Here is a 17,545-nt window from a genome sequence, read left to right as displayed (position 1 = left end):
GTTAACCTCCGAGAACTTGGAGCGCGGTCACGGCGTCGAGCGCGGGCAGGTCGAGTCCTACCTTCCGATCCCCGACGGTAGCGCCGCGCGGAAGCAGGAGGACATCGAACGCGGGTAGAGCGTCACCGTGCTGGGTCAGTCGTCTCCTCGACCTCAACCAGGTGCCCGGGACTCGACTCGCCGGCGGGTACACGACGAAGGACGAACAGGGGGTCAGGTCACCGGGTCCTATAGGCATCGGGTCGACAAACAGCCAGTCTCTATGGTGTATCGGCTCACCTATCGGACCAGCGAGATGCCTCACTCCGCGACGGACCATGGCCCGCGCCAAGGGCGGGGCCACGGTGTCGTGGTTGTCGGTCGTGAGCAACACGAGCCGGTCTTGGGCGGCCGCGGCGTTCGCGAGATCCTCAAGCCGGGGAATAAGGTAATTCGAGACGGGCCATTGCTGGATAGGACTGGGGGACGGGTCTTCGGGCGGGGCAACGCCGTCTTGCCGACATCCCGGGCACCTGCCGCAAGGAGTCAGCGGTTCGGCCCAAGCAGTGGAGGGACCGAAGATACGGCGGGTCTCCTCGTCGGGCCGGTAGGACATTGCGATCGCCTCGCACGCGCGCACGGATCCGCGTACCAGGTTCACGACGGACTCCAAGGCCCTTCGCGATCGCAGCCATTCCTGTTGCTGCCATGGCGTCCAGAAATCGTCCCAGAAGGACGAATCTCTTAGGTCGCCACGACTTACCTCGACACAGGCCCAGTCGCGCTGTTCTCCGGTCTCGTCGGCCAAGTCTACCAAGTCCTCGGCATCCACCTGAAACCGCCGAAGCGCGCCCAACTCGACCAGTCCCTGGACGAGCTGAGCATTCCAGCGACGGTTGTAAGAGCCGCGAGCCGCCGTACCACGGCTACCTTCCAGGTCGACGAAGGATCGGTCCGCGAGTTGCTTACGGTGACTCCAGAGGTCCGACCATCGCTGGTTCGCGGTGTTGGCCGTGAGTACCTTGGTAGTAAGCTTCTCCGCCTCGCGTCGGTCGGTTGGCGCAGTCAGCAGAAACGCGGCGGACGCGGCGCCGTCACGCCCTCCCCGCCCCAGTTCTTGATACCAGCGATCCACGGTTTCCGGCATGCAGGCGTGCACCACAGTGCGCACATGGGGGTAGTCGATGCCGAGACCGAAGGCCGAGGTGGCGACGACGAGGTCCACCGTCGCGGGCTTTTCGGCGCTCCAGCGCAACTCGGCGAGGACACGCGCCCTTTCCTCTGTGCTCGTCTTACCAGTCACGAGGGCGAGCCGCCGATAACCGACCCCCCGCAGGCGGGACAGCCAGTCCTCGGCAGTTTCCGGCGCCGTCACGTAAAGGATTGCCGGCCGTGGCAGATGCGCAAGTGCCTCCAAGACCCATGCTTCTCTCTGCCCCGGATCGTCGGCTTCCGCCGTCCACAACTCCGGCTCGGCACGCAGGGCGTTCGCCGCGACGAGCGTGCATGGGCCAGGTTCCGCGAACATGCGGTGCAGGTCTCGCAGTTCGAACGCTCCTAGCGTCGCGCTGAGCAACAATGTGATCGGGCTCGGATGACCCGTGTCGGCTGCCTTGCGTATTAGGTCGCGCCTCAGGTCCGCCAACGTACGAAACTCAGGCCGAAAGTCTCTGCCCCACTGTGTGACCAGATGTGCCTCATCGAAGACGAAGCCCCCTATGCGCCCGGTACCGGCTGCCTCCAGCAGCAGCAGTCGGAGCGCACGGGTCATCGATTCCGGCGATGTGACCAGAATCGGCTGTATGCCCTCCCGTACACGCGACCGCATGCGCTCCCGTAGATACTCCGGAGTGCTCGCAGTCCAAGCGAAATGAAGGGAGTCCCGGTCTATCCGAGTACTCCGACGCGCATAGTGATCTCGGAATCTACGTTCGAAGTCGTAGGCTAGAGCAACAGTCGGGACCACGATCAGAGTGACCGCATCATTCCGTTGGTCTGCTAGGCAGAGCGCCACCTCGGTCTTACCCGATCCTGTGGGAAGCATTGCAATCACAGTGCTGCCTGCCGGAACGGAAACTACAGCGCGGCACGCGGCCCTCTGCCCCGGCGTGCTGTAGTAGCCATGGCCAGTGCACTTCGTGAAAAACGGGTCTGCGACCAGTTTAGCGTCAGAAAATCTCGCTCCGCGCATCGTTCCCGCAGCCGCCGCGCCGTCCGGATCTCCATGAGAGTTGAGCCAGATTGGATTCCACGGCATCGCGGACCAGGTGTCTGTCGGGCGTTCCTGCAACTGCGTAAGTGTCGCTACCTTGCGCAGCCGCGCCGATATCTCCGGAGTGGTGACCACGGTGTTCCGGCGGCCATCCCGCAGTGACCACCTCCGGAGGAGGTGGCGGATCAGCACCGCCGTATCGAGTTCGCTGCTCTGTGGATCAACGCTGGCATGAGCCAGGCGCATGTAGAGGTCGTCCACAAAGTCGGGCGGTCTTCCTCCATCCGCTGCCCGCAGCCAGTAACGGAGAAGTTCATCCTGGTCGGAATAGAGTTCGTCTGTCATGGCGTTGGCCAAAGCACGATCGCGCCGCAGGCGATGGTCGATACGTCCGGTTGTGCAGTACCTCTTACCAACGCAGCCCCGAGGGACTCCTCCCGTTCCATCTCCAGAAGGGCCGCTCTGCGTTCGGCTTCTGTCGGCAGCCGCTGCGATCTGGCTCGCAAAACTGCGGTTCGGGCCGAGACCTCCTCTTGAGCCCGTCGCGCCGACGCCGGAGGTTCTGTGCTGAGGGCCGGCAGGGAACGAATGTGGTCGATTGCCGCGTCGGCACTCAGGCGACAGAGTTGCTGCCAGTCCGGCAGCGCGGTCAGCACGTCCCCCCACGCCCTCCCCCGCAGCACCTGATCCGAATCCGGATCGAAGGGGGCATCCAGCATCTCCAGCACAGGCCCGGACGCCGGACCGTTGGGGTTCGTCCACGTACGGATGACGCTTGGTGGGAACAGAGCGTCGCCTCGCCGGCGAAGCCGACGTCGAACCACCTCATCCTCAGCCACCAAGTGTGAAGCGTCGAATTCCACCAGAAAGTCGCATGACATCCAGAGTGACGGTTCGTGCACATCGTCACAAGGACGAATTATCGCGCGGGCTCGGCCACGCTCGTCCGTACGGAGATATCGCTCGAGCCAGTCGACGAGCGGGTCTCCGAGCCGAAGCGGAGCCACCCCCCTCCGACAGGTCGCGGCGGAGCGTGCGTACACTCGCGGGCGCCTCAACAGGGGAAGGACCTCAGCGGCCAGATCATCAGGGAGTCCAGGAACGAACCGGGAGTCGGTACGAAAGCGCAGTAGCTCCCCGTCTGGAGCCACCTGCGGTCGCAGGCCTACGCCGCCTCGTGCCGAGGTAAACCTGAGAAATGCGTTCTTTAGATCCTCGATATCCCCCTCCGACCGTCGCAGATCGGCCATGGTCGCATCATCGAAATCGGATGCCGCCGTGACAGATTCGAGTTCCTCTAGGAGATCCACCTCAATACGCTCATCTTCAATACCTCTCTGCAACTCCGTCAGGTCGCATGAGAAAACGCCGCTACCCTCGCGCACTACCTGTGCAATGATTTCGTTAAGAATTTCGGTCAGCTTGCGCTGCAATGTGGCGACAGAAGCAGTGAAGATACCTATACCTTCATGCAGTAGACGAACATGTCCGCTGACCCACTCACTATCGGGTTCCACGAATGTCACGATCTCTGCAGGCTCTCCCCGGAGCGCAAACCGGTCGAGGCGCCCTATCCGCTGTTCCAACCGATTAGGATCCAAAGGCAGGTCAAGGTTGATAAGCACATGTGCCGCTTGCAGGTTCCTCCCTTCTTCAAGGGTTGAATCGCCGACGAGAACACGCCCGCCAGAATTATTCAAGAAAGCTAGGATCTCTCTCTCACGAACTGCCTGCTCCATAGAGGCCAGGTGCCCGGTCACATTGTTTCCCCACCGTTCCTGTGCTGCCTCATAGAACTCCCGTGCTATGTCGAACGAGGTCCCGACCACCACTATTTTTAGATCTTTGGCCAGCCGGTCTGCAACGACATCGAGCGCGACGCGCGCCCGAGTGCCCGTGTCGACCATCTGAAGTCGCGCGACCATCGCCTCATTTAGAGCTCGGTCGTCCTGTTCTACAGTAAGACTTCGCCGGAGGTAATGAAGGAGGGCACGAGGCCCACCCAGGCCATGGAGAACCATCCGTGCAAAACGCTTAGAACTTCCCGCGAGTGTGTGATTACTCGCAAGGTGATCACGGTATTGTTCAAGGAAGTCGTCGACCATGCGACGTGTCGGATCTTCAAGCGCTACGAAAATAGGCCGACGCCCTACCACCGGATAATCTTCGGCGACGCCACTGTTCCTCCGATGGCGAATCATTCTCCGGCTGATGCGGTAGGTTTCGCGCACATAGTCGCTAAGATCCACCCATGCGGCGGACATTGGTTCGGCAGAGTGGCATTGCTCTACTAGTCGAGCGACCGTGGGGTCCTTACCATGCGTCCTGAGCAGTTCGTCTAGCGCGGCGCTCCGCATGCGTGGACTCGCGCGCCGAGAGGTAAGTACCTGCAAGTTCGTTGCCTCTCTCTCACGTTCTTGCACCCGCTCCCGGAAGGACTCAAGGTCATTCGTCGGATACGCGACCGGGTCTACGAGGTTGAGAAGATTGAGCAAGACCGAAAGATTCCCGCTCATGGGCGTAGCCGAAAGCAACAACAGGCTCTTGGCCTGGTGTAGGTCGGTTCGAAGACGGGGGTGGAGAGAAAACTGGGAGACGAGCCGGTGGGCTTCATCTACCACAACGATGGCGTGCTCACTCAGTCTGATTTCATCCGCAAGATCTTGATGGGAGACAAGGCGAACACGCTGCTCCCCCATCTCCTCTCCAAGAAGAAACCTCTCTCGAAGTTCGACCCCCCATTGCTGGCGCAGCGTGGAGGGGACTGCTATGAGCGCTGTCGCCTGATTGTCATCAAGGAGCAACTGTCGGACGACAACACATGCTTCGACCGTCTTACCCAAGCCGACCTCGTCGGCCAGTAGATAGCGAAGCACAGGATCGGACAATACTCTGGCCGCCGTATCGAGTTGGTGCTGGTAAAGCTCCACAGGAGCGGACAGAAAAGCTGTGTACCCCCTCGAAACTCTCCGCTGAAGCACTAGTTGATCCAGAAAATCACGACGCGCTTCGTAGTACTCGGGGGAGTCACAGAATCCTTGGGCAACCGCACTGACCGGATCCTTCAAGGGTCGATCCCAGCGGATCTTGAATTGATCACCCGACAACTTCAGATCTGAATGGATTCCGCTGACCCGAACCCGGTAGTCACCGAACGCGGTGAGTCCCGTTACCTCTGCGGCATGCCAACCGTAGGGCTCACCCTTCACCCAGACACGAGACCCAGGCGAGACACGAGGGAAGATTAAATCCTCCACTGCTGCTATCTCGCGTACCTCGGCACTGCCCGGGATATCGGTGTAAACCACGACCGCGCCTTCTGGCCGCTTCTCACGGCAGAAGGCGAATCCCAGACCACTGCATCGCACCTGCACCCAACGACCGACGTAGGCGTCAGGTGAGGAGTGTCGGTTCGGCAAGCCCACACCCTCACGTTCCTCGGAGGCATCTCCCTTACTGTATGCCGCTTTTCGTCCCGGTCGCCAGCAAAGTCAGACTTCCTCCCCCAAGAGGGGACTGTTACCAGATCGTTACTAGTTCGCGGACCGTGACACGAAAGCCTCCATTTCGAGCCCACACCTGAGGAAGCAATTACGGAACCTATCCGGAAGTAGTCGAGACGTTACGGTAAGTATGCGGCGCTAAATTTTGGGCAATAAGAAGGCCCATAATATTGCGAGCCAAGCTATCGACGTTTCTGGGCAGTGTCAACCAACTTGCGAACTTTCAACAAAACTTACTCACAGTGACCAAATCGCCGGCCCCGGCGCATCTGACAGCAGTTCGGTGCCCTTGCCGACCGTCCGCGTAGCCCGCTAATTTAAGACAAATTACCTAGCCCGGGAGCGTGTCACTGGAAAGCATTCATAGTTCCGCGATCACCGTTCGCAGATAATTACTCGGACGGCTTACCCGGCATTGGCTTTATTTTCCTACGAGGCGAATAGAGCCTGCCGGGTCACCTCAAATTGCTTTCGCTAGATTGACGGTCGGCGAGAGGTGGCCGCCTCTCGCCGACCCTGCGAAACGCCCCAAGGCCCTGACCTCGTCTAAGTCGCGCCAAGGAGTGTCGCGTTGACATCTCACCCACCTGAGGACCCAGAGTCAAGTTCAGATCCGGTGAAGCGCTGTCGGATCGATGAGCATGACTGGTGTCCAGAGCTCGTGCAGTGCCAGCTCTGCGGGCTTCTCTACACCGAGCACGATGATCTAGTGGAGGATGACAGACAGTGATTGACACCCTGGTCTCGCCAACTTTCGGCGAGACCAGGGTGACTTGATCTCCGCTGGACGGACGCATAGATCGACGCCCGGCACCTGTTGCTGGGTGTGGAGGATGTGCGGCGAGCGAGGCACACGCTTGAACGGCCTCGCAGGCTTCTGTGGTCCGGAGAGAGGTTGTCGCGGGCAACCAGGGCGCTGGCATACAGGTGCCCAGGACGCGCCGCGGCAGTTCGGTCGGCAACGCTCCTCGCCAGCCGCCTACGCGGCGCGGTCAGGACACGCTTCGTCGGTGCTGAGTTGGACGAACCGTTCATGAGCTGTAGTGCAGGGTGAGCCCGGCCGTGACGGCCGTCCCGGCGCAGCCCGGTGACGAAGGAGTGCAGTTCGGGCAGGCCGTCATGGACAACGGTGGTCATCCAGGTCTCGAGCCGCCGTCCTTGGCGGTGGACCATCATCTCGGCGAGCTCGCGGACTCGGTCGCGCAGGACGGCGAGCTGCGGGCTGGCATCGCAGAGAGTGTTCAGGCGGTGCCGGTCGCTTGGGTCCAGGTGGGCTGGGTTGCTCAGGGACCAGGCGGTGGCCTGGCGGAACGTCGGCGGCCGTGGACCGTGCGGGCCGGCCGGTCCGCCAGGGCTGGAGATATTGCCGGACCGTGGTGACGGCGCCGCTGTATCCGCGTTCACGTACTTCTGCGTGGAGCTGTTGGGCGTTGGCGCAGCCTGCTCCCAGCGTGGGCGCAGGTAGGCGTCATAGGCCTGGAGATCCTTGGTGCGCTTGCCGGTGCCGCCGTGGAGCAGGAGCAGGTCGGGGCCAGCGGCCCGGGCGAACCGGCGGATGATGTTACGGCTCAACTGCAGCTCGTCGGCGATCTGCATGATGGTGCGCCCCTGGGGCAGCAAGGCGTGCACGGCGGCGTGCCGCTGCCGCGTGGGACAGCGATCGGGTCGGTCCTGCCTTCGGGGAACCGGGACGTCAGCCGGGCGGGCGGCGCCTCGGGCACCGGGTGCGTTCTCAGTGAGAACGTGCAGGTGACGGCAATGCCGGGCCACCGCCCGTTCGACGGCGTCACCGAGGTTCCGCCACACATGCCAGCGGTCGGCGACCTGGATCGCCTCCGGTGCCCCCCGAGTGATGCCTTCGGCACAGGCTCCGGCCCGGTCCCGGCAGACGATCTCAACACCGGGATGGGCCCTCAGCCACGCCGCCAGCGTGTCGGCGGTGCGGTCGACCAGAAGCTCGACCGGCCGGCCAGTGGTGATATCGATTAGAACCGAGCCGTAGACGCATCCGCGGCGCAGCGCGAAGTCATCCACACCCAGCACACGAGGCGTTTCCACGGCAGCTTCGGACAGGCGGCGGATCATTCGGGTCAGCGTCATGCGGCTCACCGCGCCCGCCAGCCGTCCGGCCAGGCGCCCCCCCGCCCGGCCGCCAAGCGCCAGCGCGATCGGCTGTGCCTGCGCCGCGACCGCTTCCCGCACGCCGGGCATCTGGCCTCGAGCGTCGTGGTGCGAGCGATGATGCGCACCGAGGCTCCGCAGTGGATCACCCGGTCCACGCACACGCGGGCCAGGCGGGGAAACAGCACGGCCACCAGTTCCTTGATCAACACGCTTGCGATACTCGCGATCACGACACCGGCTACCGGCCAGAACCCCTGACCCGTGACCTAACGGATCAGCCTCTTCACGGAATGTGCGCCAGAGCAAGAATTCGGCCGTCGTTGGCATTAGACTTCGTCCCGTTTTGCCAGGAGGCGCCGGAGATCGGCCGTGATGACGCGGTAGCTGGTGCCGATACGGATGACTTTGCAGGGGAAGCGGTTCTCGCGGGCTAGTTGGTAGGCGCGGGTGCGGCCAAGGCCGAGGGCACGGGCGGCGGTTTCGATGGTGGTTGTTGTCGGGAGGGCTGCGAGTTCCTCGCGGCTCATTGGCTCCATGCTCAGGCCTCCGGGCTCTTCAGGCGGCGGGTGCGGACCGAGTTTTGCCGGTCGCTGAGGAGAGGAGGTTCGAGGAGCGTTGGATCGCTGATCGGTCGCGGGAAGTCCTCGGCCGCTGCGACTACTCCGGCGTCTTGCTCGCCGGCCATGCCCTGGGTTGTGAGGTTGGCTAGGCGTCCTGGGGTGGGACGGGAGTGGACGGCGTTGATAGCGGTTTGGGCCTCGTTCAGGGCGGTGCAGAGAGCCTTGGTGTGGTGCCTGGCTTCGGCCAGAGCTTGGCCGTGACGGCTCAGGACGTCGGTGAGGTCTTCGCCGTGGTCGTGGCCGAGTCGGCCAGCCGGGAGTTCGCGCAGGAAGAAGCGGTTGATCTGGTTGAGGAGCTGATCGAGACCGTAGGTGGCTGCGCTGAGGTTGCCGAGGATGGCGTAAGCGGTGGAAGGCAGAGTGAGGCTCGGCGGGCCGGCTGTGGCGTAGTTGAGCTGGCGGACGTGCTCGTACAGTTTGGCCGCGAGTTGGGCTGTCTCGTCGTCGTTACTAGCAGCGGCGAGACCCAGCCTGTGGTCGGTCATGTGGGTTTGTCCTTGTGGATATGGGCCCCAGGTGCGGGCTGTGGTTGGTCATGGCGTCACCTTTCTCATGTAGTGGGGATGAAGTGACTCAGGTTTGCGACCTTGGTCGCTACGCCTGTGTGCTGCTTGCGTATCGTTGCGCTTCGTTACGTTCCGTTACTTTGAAGCAACGTTGAGCATTGCGCCACGACTGCGCTCGGCGCGTCGTCAGGTCTTGTGGTCGAGCTACCGCGATGGACGACGGCGGTTCGAGTCGTGCAGCCTCTCGGGTCGGACGGATTGGTACTGATGGGCATAGATCTGATGGCTGCTGAGAGGTGTCGGGAAGCCGAGAGCGGCGAGACGCGCAACATCCTGCTCTGCCATGAGATCCGGCTGCGTCTTTGGCAACGTCGCGAGCCGGGGCTGGGGTGTTGGCCGGCTGAGGCTCGTGAGCTGAGCGGCAGCCTTTCGAGCGGCGGCTGCCTGAGCGGCACGTCGCTGTAGTTGCCGGAATTCTGCGATGGCTTCGATCAAGGCTGCCAGGTGCAGGATGAGATGGAACAGGTTGCCGGTGAAGTTCGGGCGGTTACCGCGTCGTCCGTGGATCTCGGAGAGGGCCAGTGCTCGCGCAACCGTGCGAAGGTTCGCACCGTAGGGAGTGATGAGTGGCTGGCGGCCATAGGGTTCGCGAGCAGCACGGTCGTAGAAGTCGGCAGCTGCCGTGAGTCCTCGGTTACCGGTGATGGCCGCGGATACGTGGAGGACGTCGGCGGCTGCAGCCGCGATATCGGCGCGGACAACCGGGTCTTGGATGTGGCGCATCTGCCACGTGGCTGTGGCGGCGGCTCGGGCAGCGTCCTGGTAGACCGCCGTCCGTTCTTGCGCAGTCAACTCCCCTCTGTTGAAGCGCCGCTCGAAGGAGTTACCTCCGTGTTGGGACGACCAACGGTGGCGAAGCTTGGGGAGGGTGAGGTTGGCGGCGAGTCTTCCTCCGGAGAACCAGACTGGTTGGCCTTCTTGGTTGGTGTGGTGTGGAAGTGCGACTGCGTAACCGGTGACCTCTCCAGGAGTGTGGGTGCTCTCACGGGTCTTGACCAGCACTCCAGCATCTTCGAGGGCGGCAAAGAAGTCGTCTTCGGTTTCGGCTCCGGCGGCTGCGGTTGCTACGTGCCGGCGGAGGGTGGTGCGAGGTGGCTCCAGCCAGTTCTTGCGATGGGCGAGTTCTGTCTCGGCTCGGGTCGGTCGAGGTGCGGCTGTTCGGTCGGCGGGCGCGGTTCGGGCGAGGCCGTAGCGTTCCTCGACGATGTGGCAGGCGTCGGCAACCTTGTAGTAGTCACGGTGAACGTTAGGGTTGCGTCCGTCCTCGCGGGCCAGGACGACAGCGAGGTGGATGTGGTCGTCGGCGTGCCGTACTGCGATCCAGCGGCATGCCTGGTCGTCGCCTCGGCGCGCAAATCCGGTCTGGTGCATCACCTCTTCGGCGATGTCGGCCCATTCATTGTCTGACAGGGTTCGGTCTGTAGGGGCCGCCCGAATCGAGCACTGCCAGGTCGGCAGGGGCAGCGGCGTGTGTCGGAGCGTGTCGAACGGGGAGTTCAGGACGCCGACCAAGTGGCGGAAGTCTCGATCGCCTCTGGCGTCGAGGCCAGGCTCGAGGGCCATGGGGATACGGAACCCTGCGACGATGTGAGGATCGACGTGCTCGTTACGGCGGCCGGGGCCGTAGAGGTAGGACAGCAGCCTCGGCAGGCCTTGGCCGCGGGTGACCTTGCCGATCACCGCAGGAGCCGACCGATCTCAACGGACGAGGCGTCCACTCTGCGGAGGACGTTCTCCAGATACGACAATGCGGCCAGCAGTTCACAAGGCAAGTTCCCTGTCGCGTTCGCTATGCGCGCCAGTTGATTGAGGTTCACACCGATGCGATTCAACTGTCGTGCGATGCCACGCAGTTCTTCGCAGAGTTCCGCAGTCGGCTGCTGTCCCAATCCGTGCTGGTGAGTGGCTGCCTGTAGTGTGTGGACGATGAATGTTCCGTAGGCGGCTCCCGCTTGCTGGGCCGCCGCGCAGATTTCCATGTACTCCTGGTCGCTGACTCGGAACCTCATCTCACGGTCCCGTCGGCGTCCTCCGCCAAGCTGCGAACGTCGTTGCAGCTTGCGGGGCTGGTTTGCCTGCTCGTCACTCGTCGTTCCACCTCCGATCGACTCTTCCAGAACCGCGCCCGGTTCCGTACCACGGGAGTGTGCGCGGCGGATTCTTATGAATCCGCAACGTGTCGCGACACGCTCCTACCTTGCAGCCTTCAAGCAGTGCGGCGGCCAAATGTTGCCAGCGTGTGACTTGCAATCCCTTATGCTGCTGGGGCGGGTTGGGGCGTGCCGCGAAGTGCTGGATGATTCAGCTCTTCTAGAGGCCGTGAACAGGTTAGCTCGTCTCAAATATAAAAGCGCCACCCAACTCGCCGACGCTTGTTCTCAGACGAACAGCACGCATACGATGCAACCCCAGGCTCGGGATGCGGCAGAACTCCTGGGCAGGATGGTCGAGGAAGACGCCGAGTAGTGCGGGTTCTGTTCCGGATGGCCGCCAGCACGACTGGAGGGCGCTACCTGCGATGCCTCGGCCACAAGCCGAGGAGGTTCAAGTCATGCAGACCCTCAAGGACCCCAGGTTTCCCATTGGCCGTCATGCCCGTTCCCCATGGTCTCGATCCTCTTGCTCGTCACAGCGTGGCTAGTCCGTCGTCTGGTTACGGCTCCGAGCGGGCGAGAAGCGGTCGTCCCGTGGCGGCGCTTCAACATGCGGGAGCTGGCACTGTCGATTGCCCCCTCAGGACGCGACGGCAACCGACCAGGGCGCGTCGTAGGACGCTGCTTCGCCGACGGCGTGTTGCCAAGTCAGCGGGGCGGGATTGACCAGGCGCGGAAGGCGCCTTCCTCTCCGGCATGGCCCAGGTGCCGTCCGCTGCCCGAGAAGCCGATACCTCGCGCTGGTCACGGCGGTCTCTGACAGGACGGACACGGGGATGCTCAAGCATCGCATCGATGCGTCGAGCGAGGTCAAACGCGTTCTTCGCCTCGACCAACTGATCAGGCAGCAAGGCCCAGAGGGAGCCGGTGTACTCGCCCCAATAGATGCACAGGCTGGGGTAGCGCCGCCGTAAGACTTCCACAGCCTGGTCAAGATCGAGTTCTCCTGCCAGGCCGCCGCGGCTCCATACAGCGGTAGCCGCCTCGAGGGAGTCGCTGGGGCAAGCGGCGTACTCACGGAAGGTCACAACGTCACCTCCAGAGCGAACGCGAGACACGCGCTCGTCAGGTGATTGGGTGGCTTATGAGGTGTCGTGCGGCCGGTGGATTCCGGGGGGAACAGCCACCGACCGCACGACGGGCCGGCCGGGGGATGGCCGGCGAAGGATGCGCACCGTGGGGGTGCGGCGCGCGTCCCAGTCTCAGCGGTTGATCAGGGCCCAGGCGGCGTGGCCGTCGACACAGTCGTACTGACCGGTCTCGTCAGCGTAGGCATCTGCCAGGATCAGTCCGCGTCCGTGCTCAGCCGGGTCTGTGTCCTCGTCGGTCCGAGCGGGGATGGGACCGTCGTCCAAGACTGTGAGGCGCGTCTGCCGGCGATTAATGCAGAGTTCGACCCTGATCCGACCGCCGGGCGCTCCACTGGCCGAGTGCCACAGCGCGTTGGTGCCGTACTCGCTGACGATCAGTTCGAATGCCTCGGTCAGCTCCGCGTCGTCGGCCAGCAGCAGGTGGACCCAACGACGCAGCAGGGGCACGGCGTCGGTCACGCCGGGGACGTCAACGTGCCAGAAATGACCGTCCCTGTGAGCTTCCGTGTTCACCCCGTCGGCGGTGGCCTGGCGCGGCGTCGGTGCCCTTGAGGCGACCAATGCGCCGTCCAGGTCCGGCACGACGGAGACGGTGTCGTCACACGCAGCCCCGAGTGTCTTGGTAGATCCCTCGGGACTCTGGAGATCGGGCGCCGTCAGCGCCCTCGAAGCTATCCTCATCCATACCTCCCTTGAGGAGTGAGGCCGCGCGGCCGGGCGAGGGCTCCAATCCATAGCCCGGCCGCGCGGCGGTATCTGATCAGCGACGACAGCCCCTGCGTCGACAAAGATCAAGGTCTGTAGAGGCAACTTCCGCCACACATTGTGACTCGCCGCACACCGTCAGTGTGCTGGGTGGCATACTCATGTGCAACTGCTCTCGTGAAATTTCTCCTGAGATGGAAGAGGTGGGGCGCGCGGTGACCTCCCCGACAGTCCGACGCCGACAACTCGGCATGGAACTCCGTCAGTTGCGCGAGGCGGCAGGGCTCACAGGTGACCAGGTCACCGAGCGCCTGGGCTGGTACGGAGCGAAGGTCTCGCGGATCGAGAAGGGACGGATCTCCGTCCCTTGGTCGGACGTCATGGATCTCCTTGATCTCTACGAGGTAGACGATCCCGCCACTCGTGAGGCGCTCGTCCAGTTGGCCAAGGCGGCGCGGCAAAGAGAGTGGTGGCAGCCCTACAGCGACATGCTGAGCAAGAACGCCCGAACCTACATCGGTCTGGAGTCAGCGGCGGAGTCGCTCCGGACGTACCAGCCATCCTCCGTCCCGGGCCTCCTGCAGACTTCCGACTACGCGCGAGCGATCATCACCCGTGCCGGACCGCTGACGCTTGGAGAGGACGAGATCGGACGCCGCGTCAGCCTCCGGATGAAGAGACAAGCCGTCATCACCGAGGCGGGCACCCTTCGGCTCTGGGCAGTACTGGACGAGGCCGCGCTCTACCGCGAGATCGGTGGACCCGAGGTCATGCACGAGCAACTCATGCACTTGGTCGAGATGGCGCATCGTCCAGGAGTCGACATCCAAGTCATGCCGTTCAGCGCAGGTCCACACGCCTCACTGAGCGGCATGATCGGAGTCTTCAGCTTTCCCGGCTCGGACCCCGACGTCGCGTATGTCGACAGCGTCTCGGGCACTCTCTTTCTGGAACGTGCCGCCGACGTCCAGGCCACGACCAGTGCATTCCAGCACCTCAGCGCGACCGCCCTCAGCCCTGCGGCATCTGTCGACCTGATCAAAGCCATAGCCGGTCGTCACCAGACCAGGTAGACAAGTAAGCATGATTCCGGATTTCGGCGAAGCTTCTTGGATCAAGAGCACACGCAGCCAGCAGACGACGGATCAGTGCGTCGAGCTAGCGGGTGTCAGTGGCTACGCGGCCGTACGCGACTCCAAAGATCCGGAAGGTTCCAGGCTCGTACTGACGGGCGGGGCCTGGCGGAGGCTGAGTCGCCAGATCAAGGCCGGCGCTCTCGACCGGGGATGACCTGGTTCAGGAGACGGCCCGGCTGCACCGCAAGCACGTGCACTCCTCCGCTGAGGGCCTCGTAGCGTCACCCCTAGGCAGTGAGGTGTGACGCTCTTCCTGCAGATGTCGGCCTGACGCCTCCGAGCTCAGCAATCGCACAAACGGGCATGGCCGTTCTGGAGCCTGGGCCCACACCGCAAATATCAGCCACGCCGACGGTCAGTGTGATGACCCCGCCCACCGGGTCTCGTCATTCGGCTGGGGCAGGGACGTTCCTAGTAGCGCCGTTAGACGGGCACTGCGGACACGAGCACCGCCCCGGATGTCGGTGCAGCGAGGCGATGTTGTCGGCATACATCCGTCGGTCCTCAACCGTGGAGGTGTCCTCGGCGCCGTCGATGGCGAGGAACGCATAGGTGCGCCCTGCTCGCGCTCAATCTCGCCGGACTTTCGTGCTGCTTTGCCGCCAGGAGCATGAGGCGGTCCACTCCAGGATTGCTCGAGCGGTCTCTTCAGTGACGTCGGAGTCCGTTCAGGTCGGCGAGGCGGAGCCATCGATAGGCGGTGTGCTCGGTGCTCAGAACGATGGACTGGCCGTGGTGGGGCACGCCGAACGTGTACTGGCGAGCTTTGCGACCGGATCCAGAGGTGTAGTCGAAGTGAGTAACGAAGCCGGGATCGAGGACGAGTTGTCCGGTCCAGCCAATTTCCTCAGCGAGTTCGCGCTCCAGTGCGGTGAGCAGGTTCTCGCCTGACTCGACGCCGCCTGAAGGAAGTTCTTCGATGCCGGCCATGAACGTGTCCTCAGCGGAGCGGCGCAGGATGAGCACCTGGTCATCGGCATGAACGATGGCGCCGACCACGAGTTTGGTGATGCCGTCGTGGTCGGCGTCGGCGTGGAGTCGCTGGATGTCGAGCCCGGATGCGGTGGTCACGCTGGCAGGGTAGTCCGGCCAGGCGGCGCGGCGAGGGCGTTGAGGGCTCGGTCGAGGATGTTGATCGCGGTGTCGATGAAGGCGTGTCCGGCCGGTCCATCCTCGGCGGGAACGTTGATCAGTAGCGAGGTGGCGGCCAGGCGTTCGGCGACGTGCGGTTCGCAGCGGAGACATGACGTCTTGTAGACGGTGACCGGTGATCTGGGCGCGGCGAAGACGGGGTAGGTGTGCAGCGGCCGCATCGCGTCGCAGGTGCTGATCTCGCCGTATCCGCACTGCCGGAGAGCGCGGAGAAGATCCTCGCGGGAGAACCCGGCAGCGTGTGGGTCGATGGTGAACACGAAAGCGTAGAAGGTAGCGGTTCGGTCGGGGCCTGTTGGGGTGAGCACGCTGATGCCGGCTCGTCCGGCCAGGAAATTCTCCAGACGGGCGGCGTGGCTTTGGCGAGCGAGTAGCCAGTCGTCCAGGCGTCGCAGGTAGACCTCCGCCATCGCCAGCCCGAGGGGATGCGCCCGGTATTTGAGTCCGAGTCCGGTCTCGGCGAACCGGTACAGCGGCGACTCGGTTCTCACCTCGGCCAGGGCACGTTTGTTGAAGTGGCCAAGGAGTGTGGCCTTTTCGTAGACCTCGCGGTGCGGGGTGATCAGGATGCCGCCCTCGCCTGCGGTGATGGTCTTGCGGCCCTGAAGGCTCCAGCAGGCGGCGTCAGCGAGTTCACCAACGCTGACGCCGTCGCGGGTGGCGCCGTGGGCGTGGGAGCAGTCCTCCACCAGCGCCAGCCCGCGCGCATCGCACCAGTCACGCAGCCGGCGGGTGTTCTGTGGGTTGCCCCACATGTGCGTGATGACCACGGCTTTGGTGCGGTCCGTGAGCAGTTCGGCCGCGCGTCCGAGGTCGAGTTCGCCGTGGATGTCGACGTCGGCCAGGACCGGGACGGCACCCAGTTGGAGCAGTGGGGTTGCGGTGGCGAAGAAGGTGTAGCCCTGCACGATCGCCTCGTCGCCCGGGCCGAGGCCGAGCGCGTAGTAGGCCGAATGCAGCGCGGCGGTGCCTGATGAGGTCAGCAACGCATGCGAGGCGTTGTGACGGGCGGCGAACGCGTCCTCGAACCGGGCGATGATCCCTGACCGGTCGTAGATGGAAACGGTCGTGTGCAGTTGCCGGGTGACCGCGGCGGAGACCTCGGCGTCGATGGGTGGCCACGTGGCGGTCATGATGCGCGCTCTTCCAGGGTGGGGACGGTCGCCGGAGCAGCGCCGGCGCAGGAGGCCACATGGGCGGGACGGCCCAGCCGCACCGAGGCGTAGGCCGCCTCCATCAGTGCGGTCGCAGCGATGCCGATGCGGGCCTCGGCGGCGGTGACCGCTGTGTCGCTGAGGGTCTGGGCGTGGTGGCACAGCATCGCCGCCCACGGATCGTCGTCGGCGGCTGTTACCTCGGCATGGTGGGTTCGTCCGGCCGGAGTGGTGATGCGAAGCACCGCCTGGTCGCCCGAGATCGTGATGCGTCCTTGCTCGGCGACCAGGTCGATCTCGTCGGCGCGCTCTTCGCAGCGCGAGAGGTGCACGGTGCCTGCGCATCCGTCGGCGTGAGTGATGGTCAGGTGGGCGCTCTCCTCCACCTCAACGGCGGGCCGGTGCACCGGGGAGCCGGTGGTGACCGCGTATACGGTGGCCGGTCGCGCGGAGGGCCCTCCGGTGAGGCGGCTGATCAGGTCGAAGGCGTGGTAGCCCAGGTCGCAGATGGCGCCACCGCCCGCGCGTTCAGCCGAGGCACGCCAAGTGCCGGTGTAGTCGCCGGTAGGACGGGTGATCCGGATTCGGTATGACAGTAGCCGTCCCCAGGCCGCCATCCGGTCGGTAGCGATCTGCAGCAGCTGCCCGTGTGGACGATGCGCCAGCACTCGCACATTGCGGGGTGCCAGCTGGGCGGCCTGCTGAAGCGTGAGGGCGTAGGGCTTCTCCTTCCACACCGCGATGTGCGCGTCGGTCAGCCGTAATGTCGCCTCTTGGTGCAGGTCGTGCGGACAGGCCAGGATCGCGACCTGGTACGGGCCTGCGGCCAGAGCTCGGTCCAGTTCGGCGAACACCGAGACGTCATCGACCAGCCGCCCTGCTTGTGTCAGCCCCGCGATCCGGACGGCGACGGCGGGATCGGGATCACAGATAGCTGCGACCCGCGCGGTCGGCATGGCCCGGTGCAGCGCCGGCAGCAGCACATCAACGGTGCGCTGACCGGCGCCGACGATCAGGAGCCGCCAACCCTGATCGGCGACTGGCGAGTCGGGGGGAGCCAAGCGAGTCATCGAGAGCCTCCTCGAGGTTGTCGTCACCAGGGAGGTAACCCTCGATACGGTCTGTGAGGCCACGCTGACGGGACCTCATT

At 64.1% G+C, this 17,545-nt stretch carries 13 protein-coding genes; 2 read left to right on the top strand and 11 right to left on the bottom strand.

Translation table 11 applies throughout. The annotated features are described in order from the left end of the window. Position 1: 1 nt before the first annotated feature. From dpdF to FKD65_RS25245, 8 genes are all read right to left on the bottom strand, one after another. The gene (dpdF, locus tag FKD65_RS25280) at positions 2-2,536 is read right to left on the bottom strand and encodes a protein DpdF (protein WP_141579840.1); all 2,535 of its coding nucleotides are present in this window, start codon (positions 2,534-2,536) and stop codon (positions 2-4) included. Next, positions 2,533-5,616, bottom strand: coding sequence for a protein DpdE (dpdE, locus tag FKD65_RS25275; protein WP_141579839.1), 3,084 nt, complete (start codon positions 5,614-5,616; stop codon positions 2,533-2,535). The genes dpdF and dpdE overlap by 4 nt, the downstream gene beginning before the upstream one ends. Before the next feature lie 765 nt (positions 5,617-6,381). Further along, complete coding sequence (locus FKD65_RS25270; protein WP_141579838.1) at positions 6,382-7,905, bottom strand: transposase; 1,524 nt, start codon at positions 7,903-7,905, stop codon at positions 6,382-6,384. Positions 7,906-8,144: 239 nt separating this feature from the next. Further along, positions 8,145-8,345 carry a helix-turn-helix domain-containing protein gene (locus FKD65_RS25265; RefSeq protein WP_141579837.1) on the bottom strand — a complete coding sequence of 67 codons (201 nt, stop codon included), beginning with the start codon at positions 8,343-8,345 and terminating at the stop codon, positions 8,145-8,147. 11 nt (positions 8,346-8,356) lie between these two features. Beyond that, a complete protein-coding gene (locus FKD65_RS25260; RefSeq protein WP_141579836.1) occupies positions 8,357-8,923 on the bottom strand; it encodes a hypothetical protein in 567 nt (188 codons plus the stop codon). 225 nt (positions 8,924-9,148) lie between these two features. After that, complete coding sequence (locus FKD65_RS25255) at positions 9,149-10,684, bottom strand: hypothetical protein (protein ID WP_141579835.1); 1,536 nt, start codon at positions 10,682-10,684, stop codon at positions 9,149-9,151. Then, on the bottom strand, positions 10,681-10,983 hold the full coding sequence (mobC, locus tag FKD65_RS25250; RefSeq protein ID WP_168221185.1) for a plasmid mobilization relaxosome protein MobC: 303 nt from the start codon (positions 10,981-10,983) through the stop codon (positions 10,681-10,683). Before mobC ends, FKD65_RS25255 begins: the two co-directional genes overlap by 4 nt. A 1,376-nt stretch (positions 10,984-12,359) precedes the next feature. Next, positions 12,360-12,830, bottom strand: coding sequence for an ATP-binding protein (locus tag FKD65_RS25245; protein ID WP_168221184.1), 471 nt, complete (start codon positions 12,828-12,830; stop codon positions 12,360-12,362). A 374-nt stretch (positions 12,831-13,204) separates the two neighbouring features. Between FKD65_RS25245 and FKD65_RS25240 the strand changes: the two genes are divergently transcribed. Both FKD65_RS25240 and FKD65_RS25235 read left to right on the top strand, forming a co-directional pair. Then, positions 13,205-14,026, top strand: a complete 822-nt coding sequence (locus tag FKD65_RS25240; RefSeq protein WP_168221183.1) for a helix-turn-helix transcriptional regulator — start codon at positions 13,205-13,207, stop codon at positions 14,024-14,026. A 10-nt stretch (positions 14,027-14,036) separates the two neighbouring features. Continuing rightward, complete coding sequence (locus FKD65_RS25235) at positions 14,037-14,243, top strand: DUF397 domain-containing protein (RefSeq protein WP_141579831.1); 207 nt, start codon at positions 14,037-14,039, stop codon at positions 14,241-14,243. A 494-nt stretch (positions 14,244-14,737) separates the two neighbouring features. On the opposite strand, the gene FKD65_RS25230 is transcribed toward FKD65_RS25235, so the two are convergent. The 3 genes from FKD65_RS25230 to FKD65_RS25220 are packed head-to-tail and all read right to left on the bottom strand — an operon-like array spanning position 14,738 to position 17,465. Next, positions 14,738-15,160 (bottom strand): NUDIX domain-containing protein, encoded by a 423-nt coding sequence (locus FKD65_RS25230; protein WP_168221182.1) that lies wholly within the window; start codon positions 15,158-15,160, stop codon positions 14,738-14,740. Beyond that, positions 15,157-16,374 carry a DegT/DnrJ/EryC1/StrS aminotransferase family protein gene (locus FKD65_RS25225; RefSeq protein WP_168221181.1) on the bottom strand — a complete coding sequence of 406 codons (1,218 nt, stop codon included), beginning with the start codon at positions 16,372-16,374 and terminating at the stop codon, positions 15,157-15,159. The genes FKD65_RS25230 and FKD65_RS25225 overlap by 4 nt, the downstream gene beginning before the upstream one ends. Further along, positions 16,371-17,465, bottom strand: coding sequence for a Gfo/Idh/MocA family protein (locus tag FKD65_RS25220; protein WP_141579828.1), 1,095 nt, complete (start codon positions 17,463-17,465; stop codon positions 16,371-16,373). The genes FKD65_RS25225 and FKD65_RS25220 overlap by 4 nt, the downstream gene beginning before the upstream one ends. Positions 17,466-17,545 lie beyond the last annotated feature (80 nt).

The organism is Actinomadura sp. WMMA1423, from assembly GCF_006547145.1.
Taxonomy (GTDB): Bacteria; Actinomycetota; Actinomycetes; order Streptosporangiales; family Streptosporangiaceae; genus Spirillospora.
The sequence above is the reverse complement of the archived record's forward strand: the minus strand, read 5'-3'. Positions and strand labels throughout refer to the sequence as shown.

What these genes read in the sequence shown, in the direction of transcription:
- dpdF (WP_141579840.1), bottom strand. Translation starts at nt 2,536, where the DNA reads ATGACAGACGAACTCTATTCCGACCAGGATGAACTTCTCCGTTACTGG.
- FKD65_RS25270 (WP_141579838.1), bottom strand. Translation starts at nt 7,905, where the DNA reads ATGCCCGGCGTGCGGGAAGCGGTCGCGGCGCAGGCACAGCCGATCGCG.
- FKD65_RS25265 (WP_141579837.1), bottom strand. Translation starts at nt 8,345, where the DNA reads ATGAGCCGCGAGGAACTCGCAGCCCTCCCGACAACAACCACCATCGAA.
- FKD65_RS25260 (WP_141579836.1), bottom strand. Translation starts at nt 8,923, where the DNA reads ATGACCGACCACAGGCTGGGTCTCGCCGCTGCTAGTAACGACGACGAG.
- mobC (WP_168221185.1), bottom strand. Translation starts at nt 10,983, where the DNA reads ATGGAAATCTGCGCGGCGGCCCAGCAAGCGGGAGCCGCCTACGGAACA.
- FKD65_RS25240 (WP_168221183.1), top strand. Translation starts at nt 13,205, where the DNA reads ATGGAACTCCGTCAGTTGCGCGAGGCGGCAGGGCTCACAGGTGACCAG.
- FKD65_RS25235 (WP_141579831.1), top strand. Translation starts at nt 14,037, where the DNA reads ATGATTCCGGATTTCGGCGAAGCTTCTTGGATCAAGAGCACACGCAGC.
- FKD65_RS25225 (WP_168221181.1), bottom strand. Translation starts at nt 16,374, where the DNA reads ATGACCGCCACGTGGCCACCCATCGACGCCGAGGTCTCCGCCGCGGTC.
- FKD65_RS25220 (WP_141579828.1), bottom strand. Translation starts at nt 17,465, where the DNA reads ATGACTCGCTTGGCTCCCCCCGACTCGCCAGTCGCCGATCAGGGTTGG.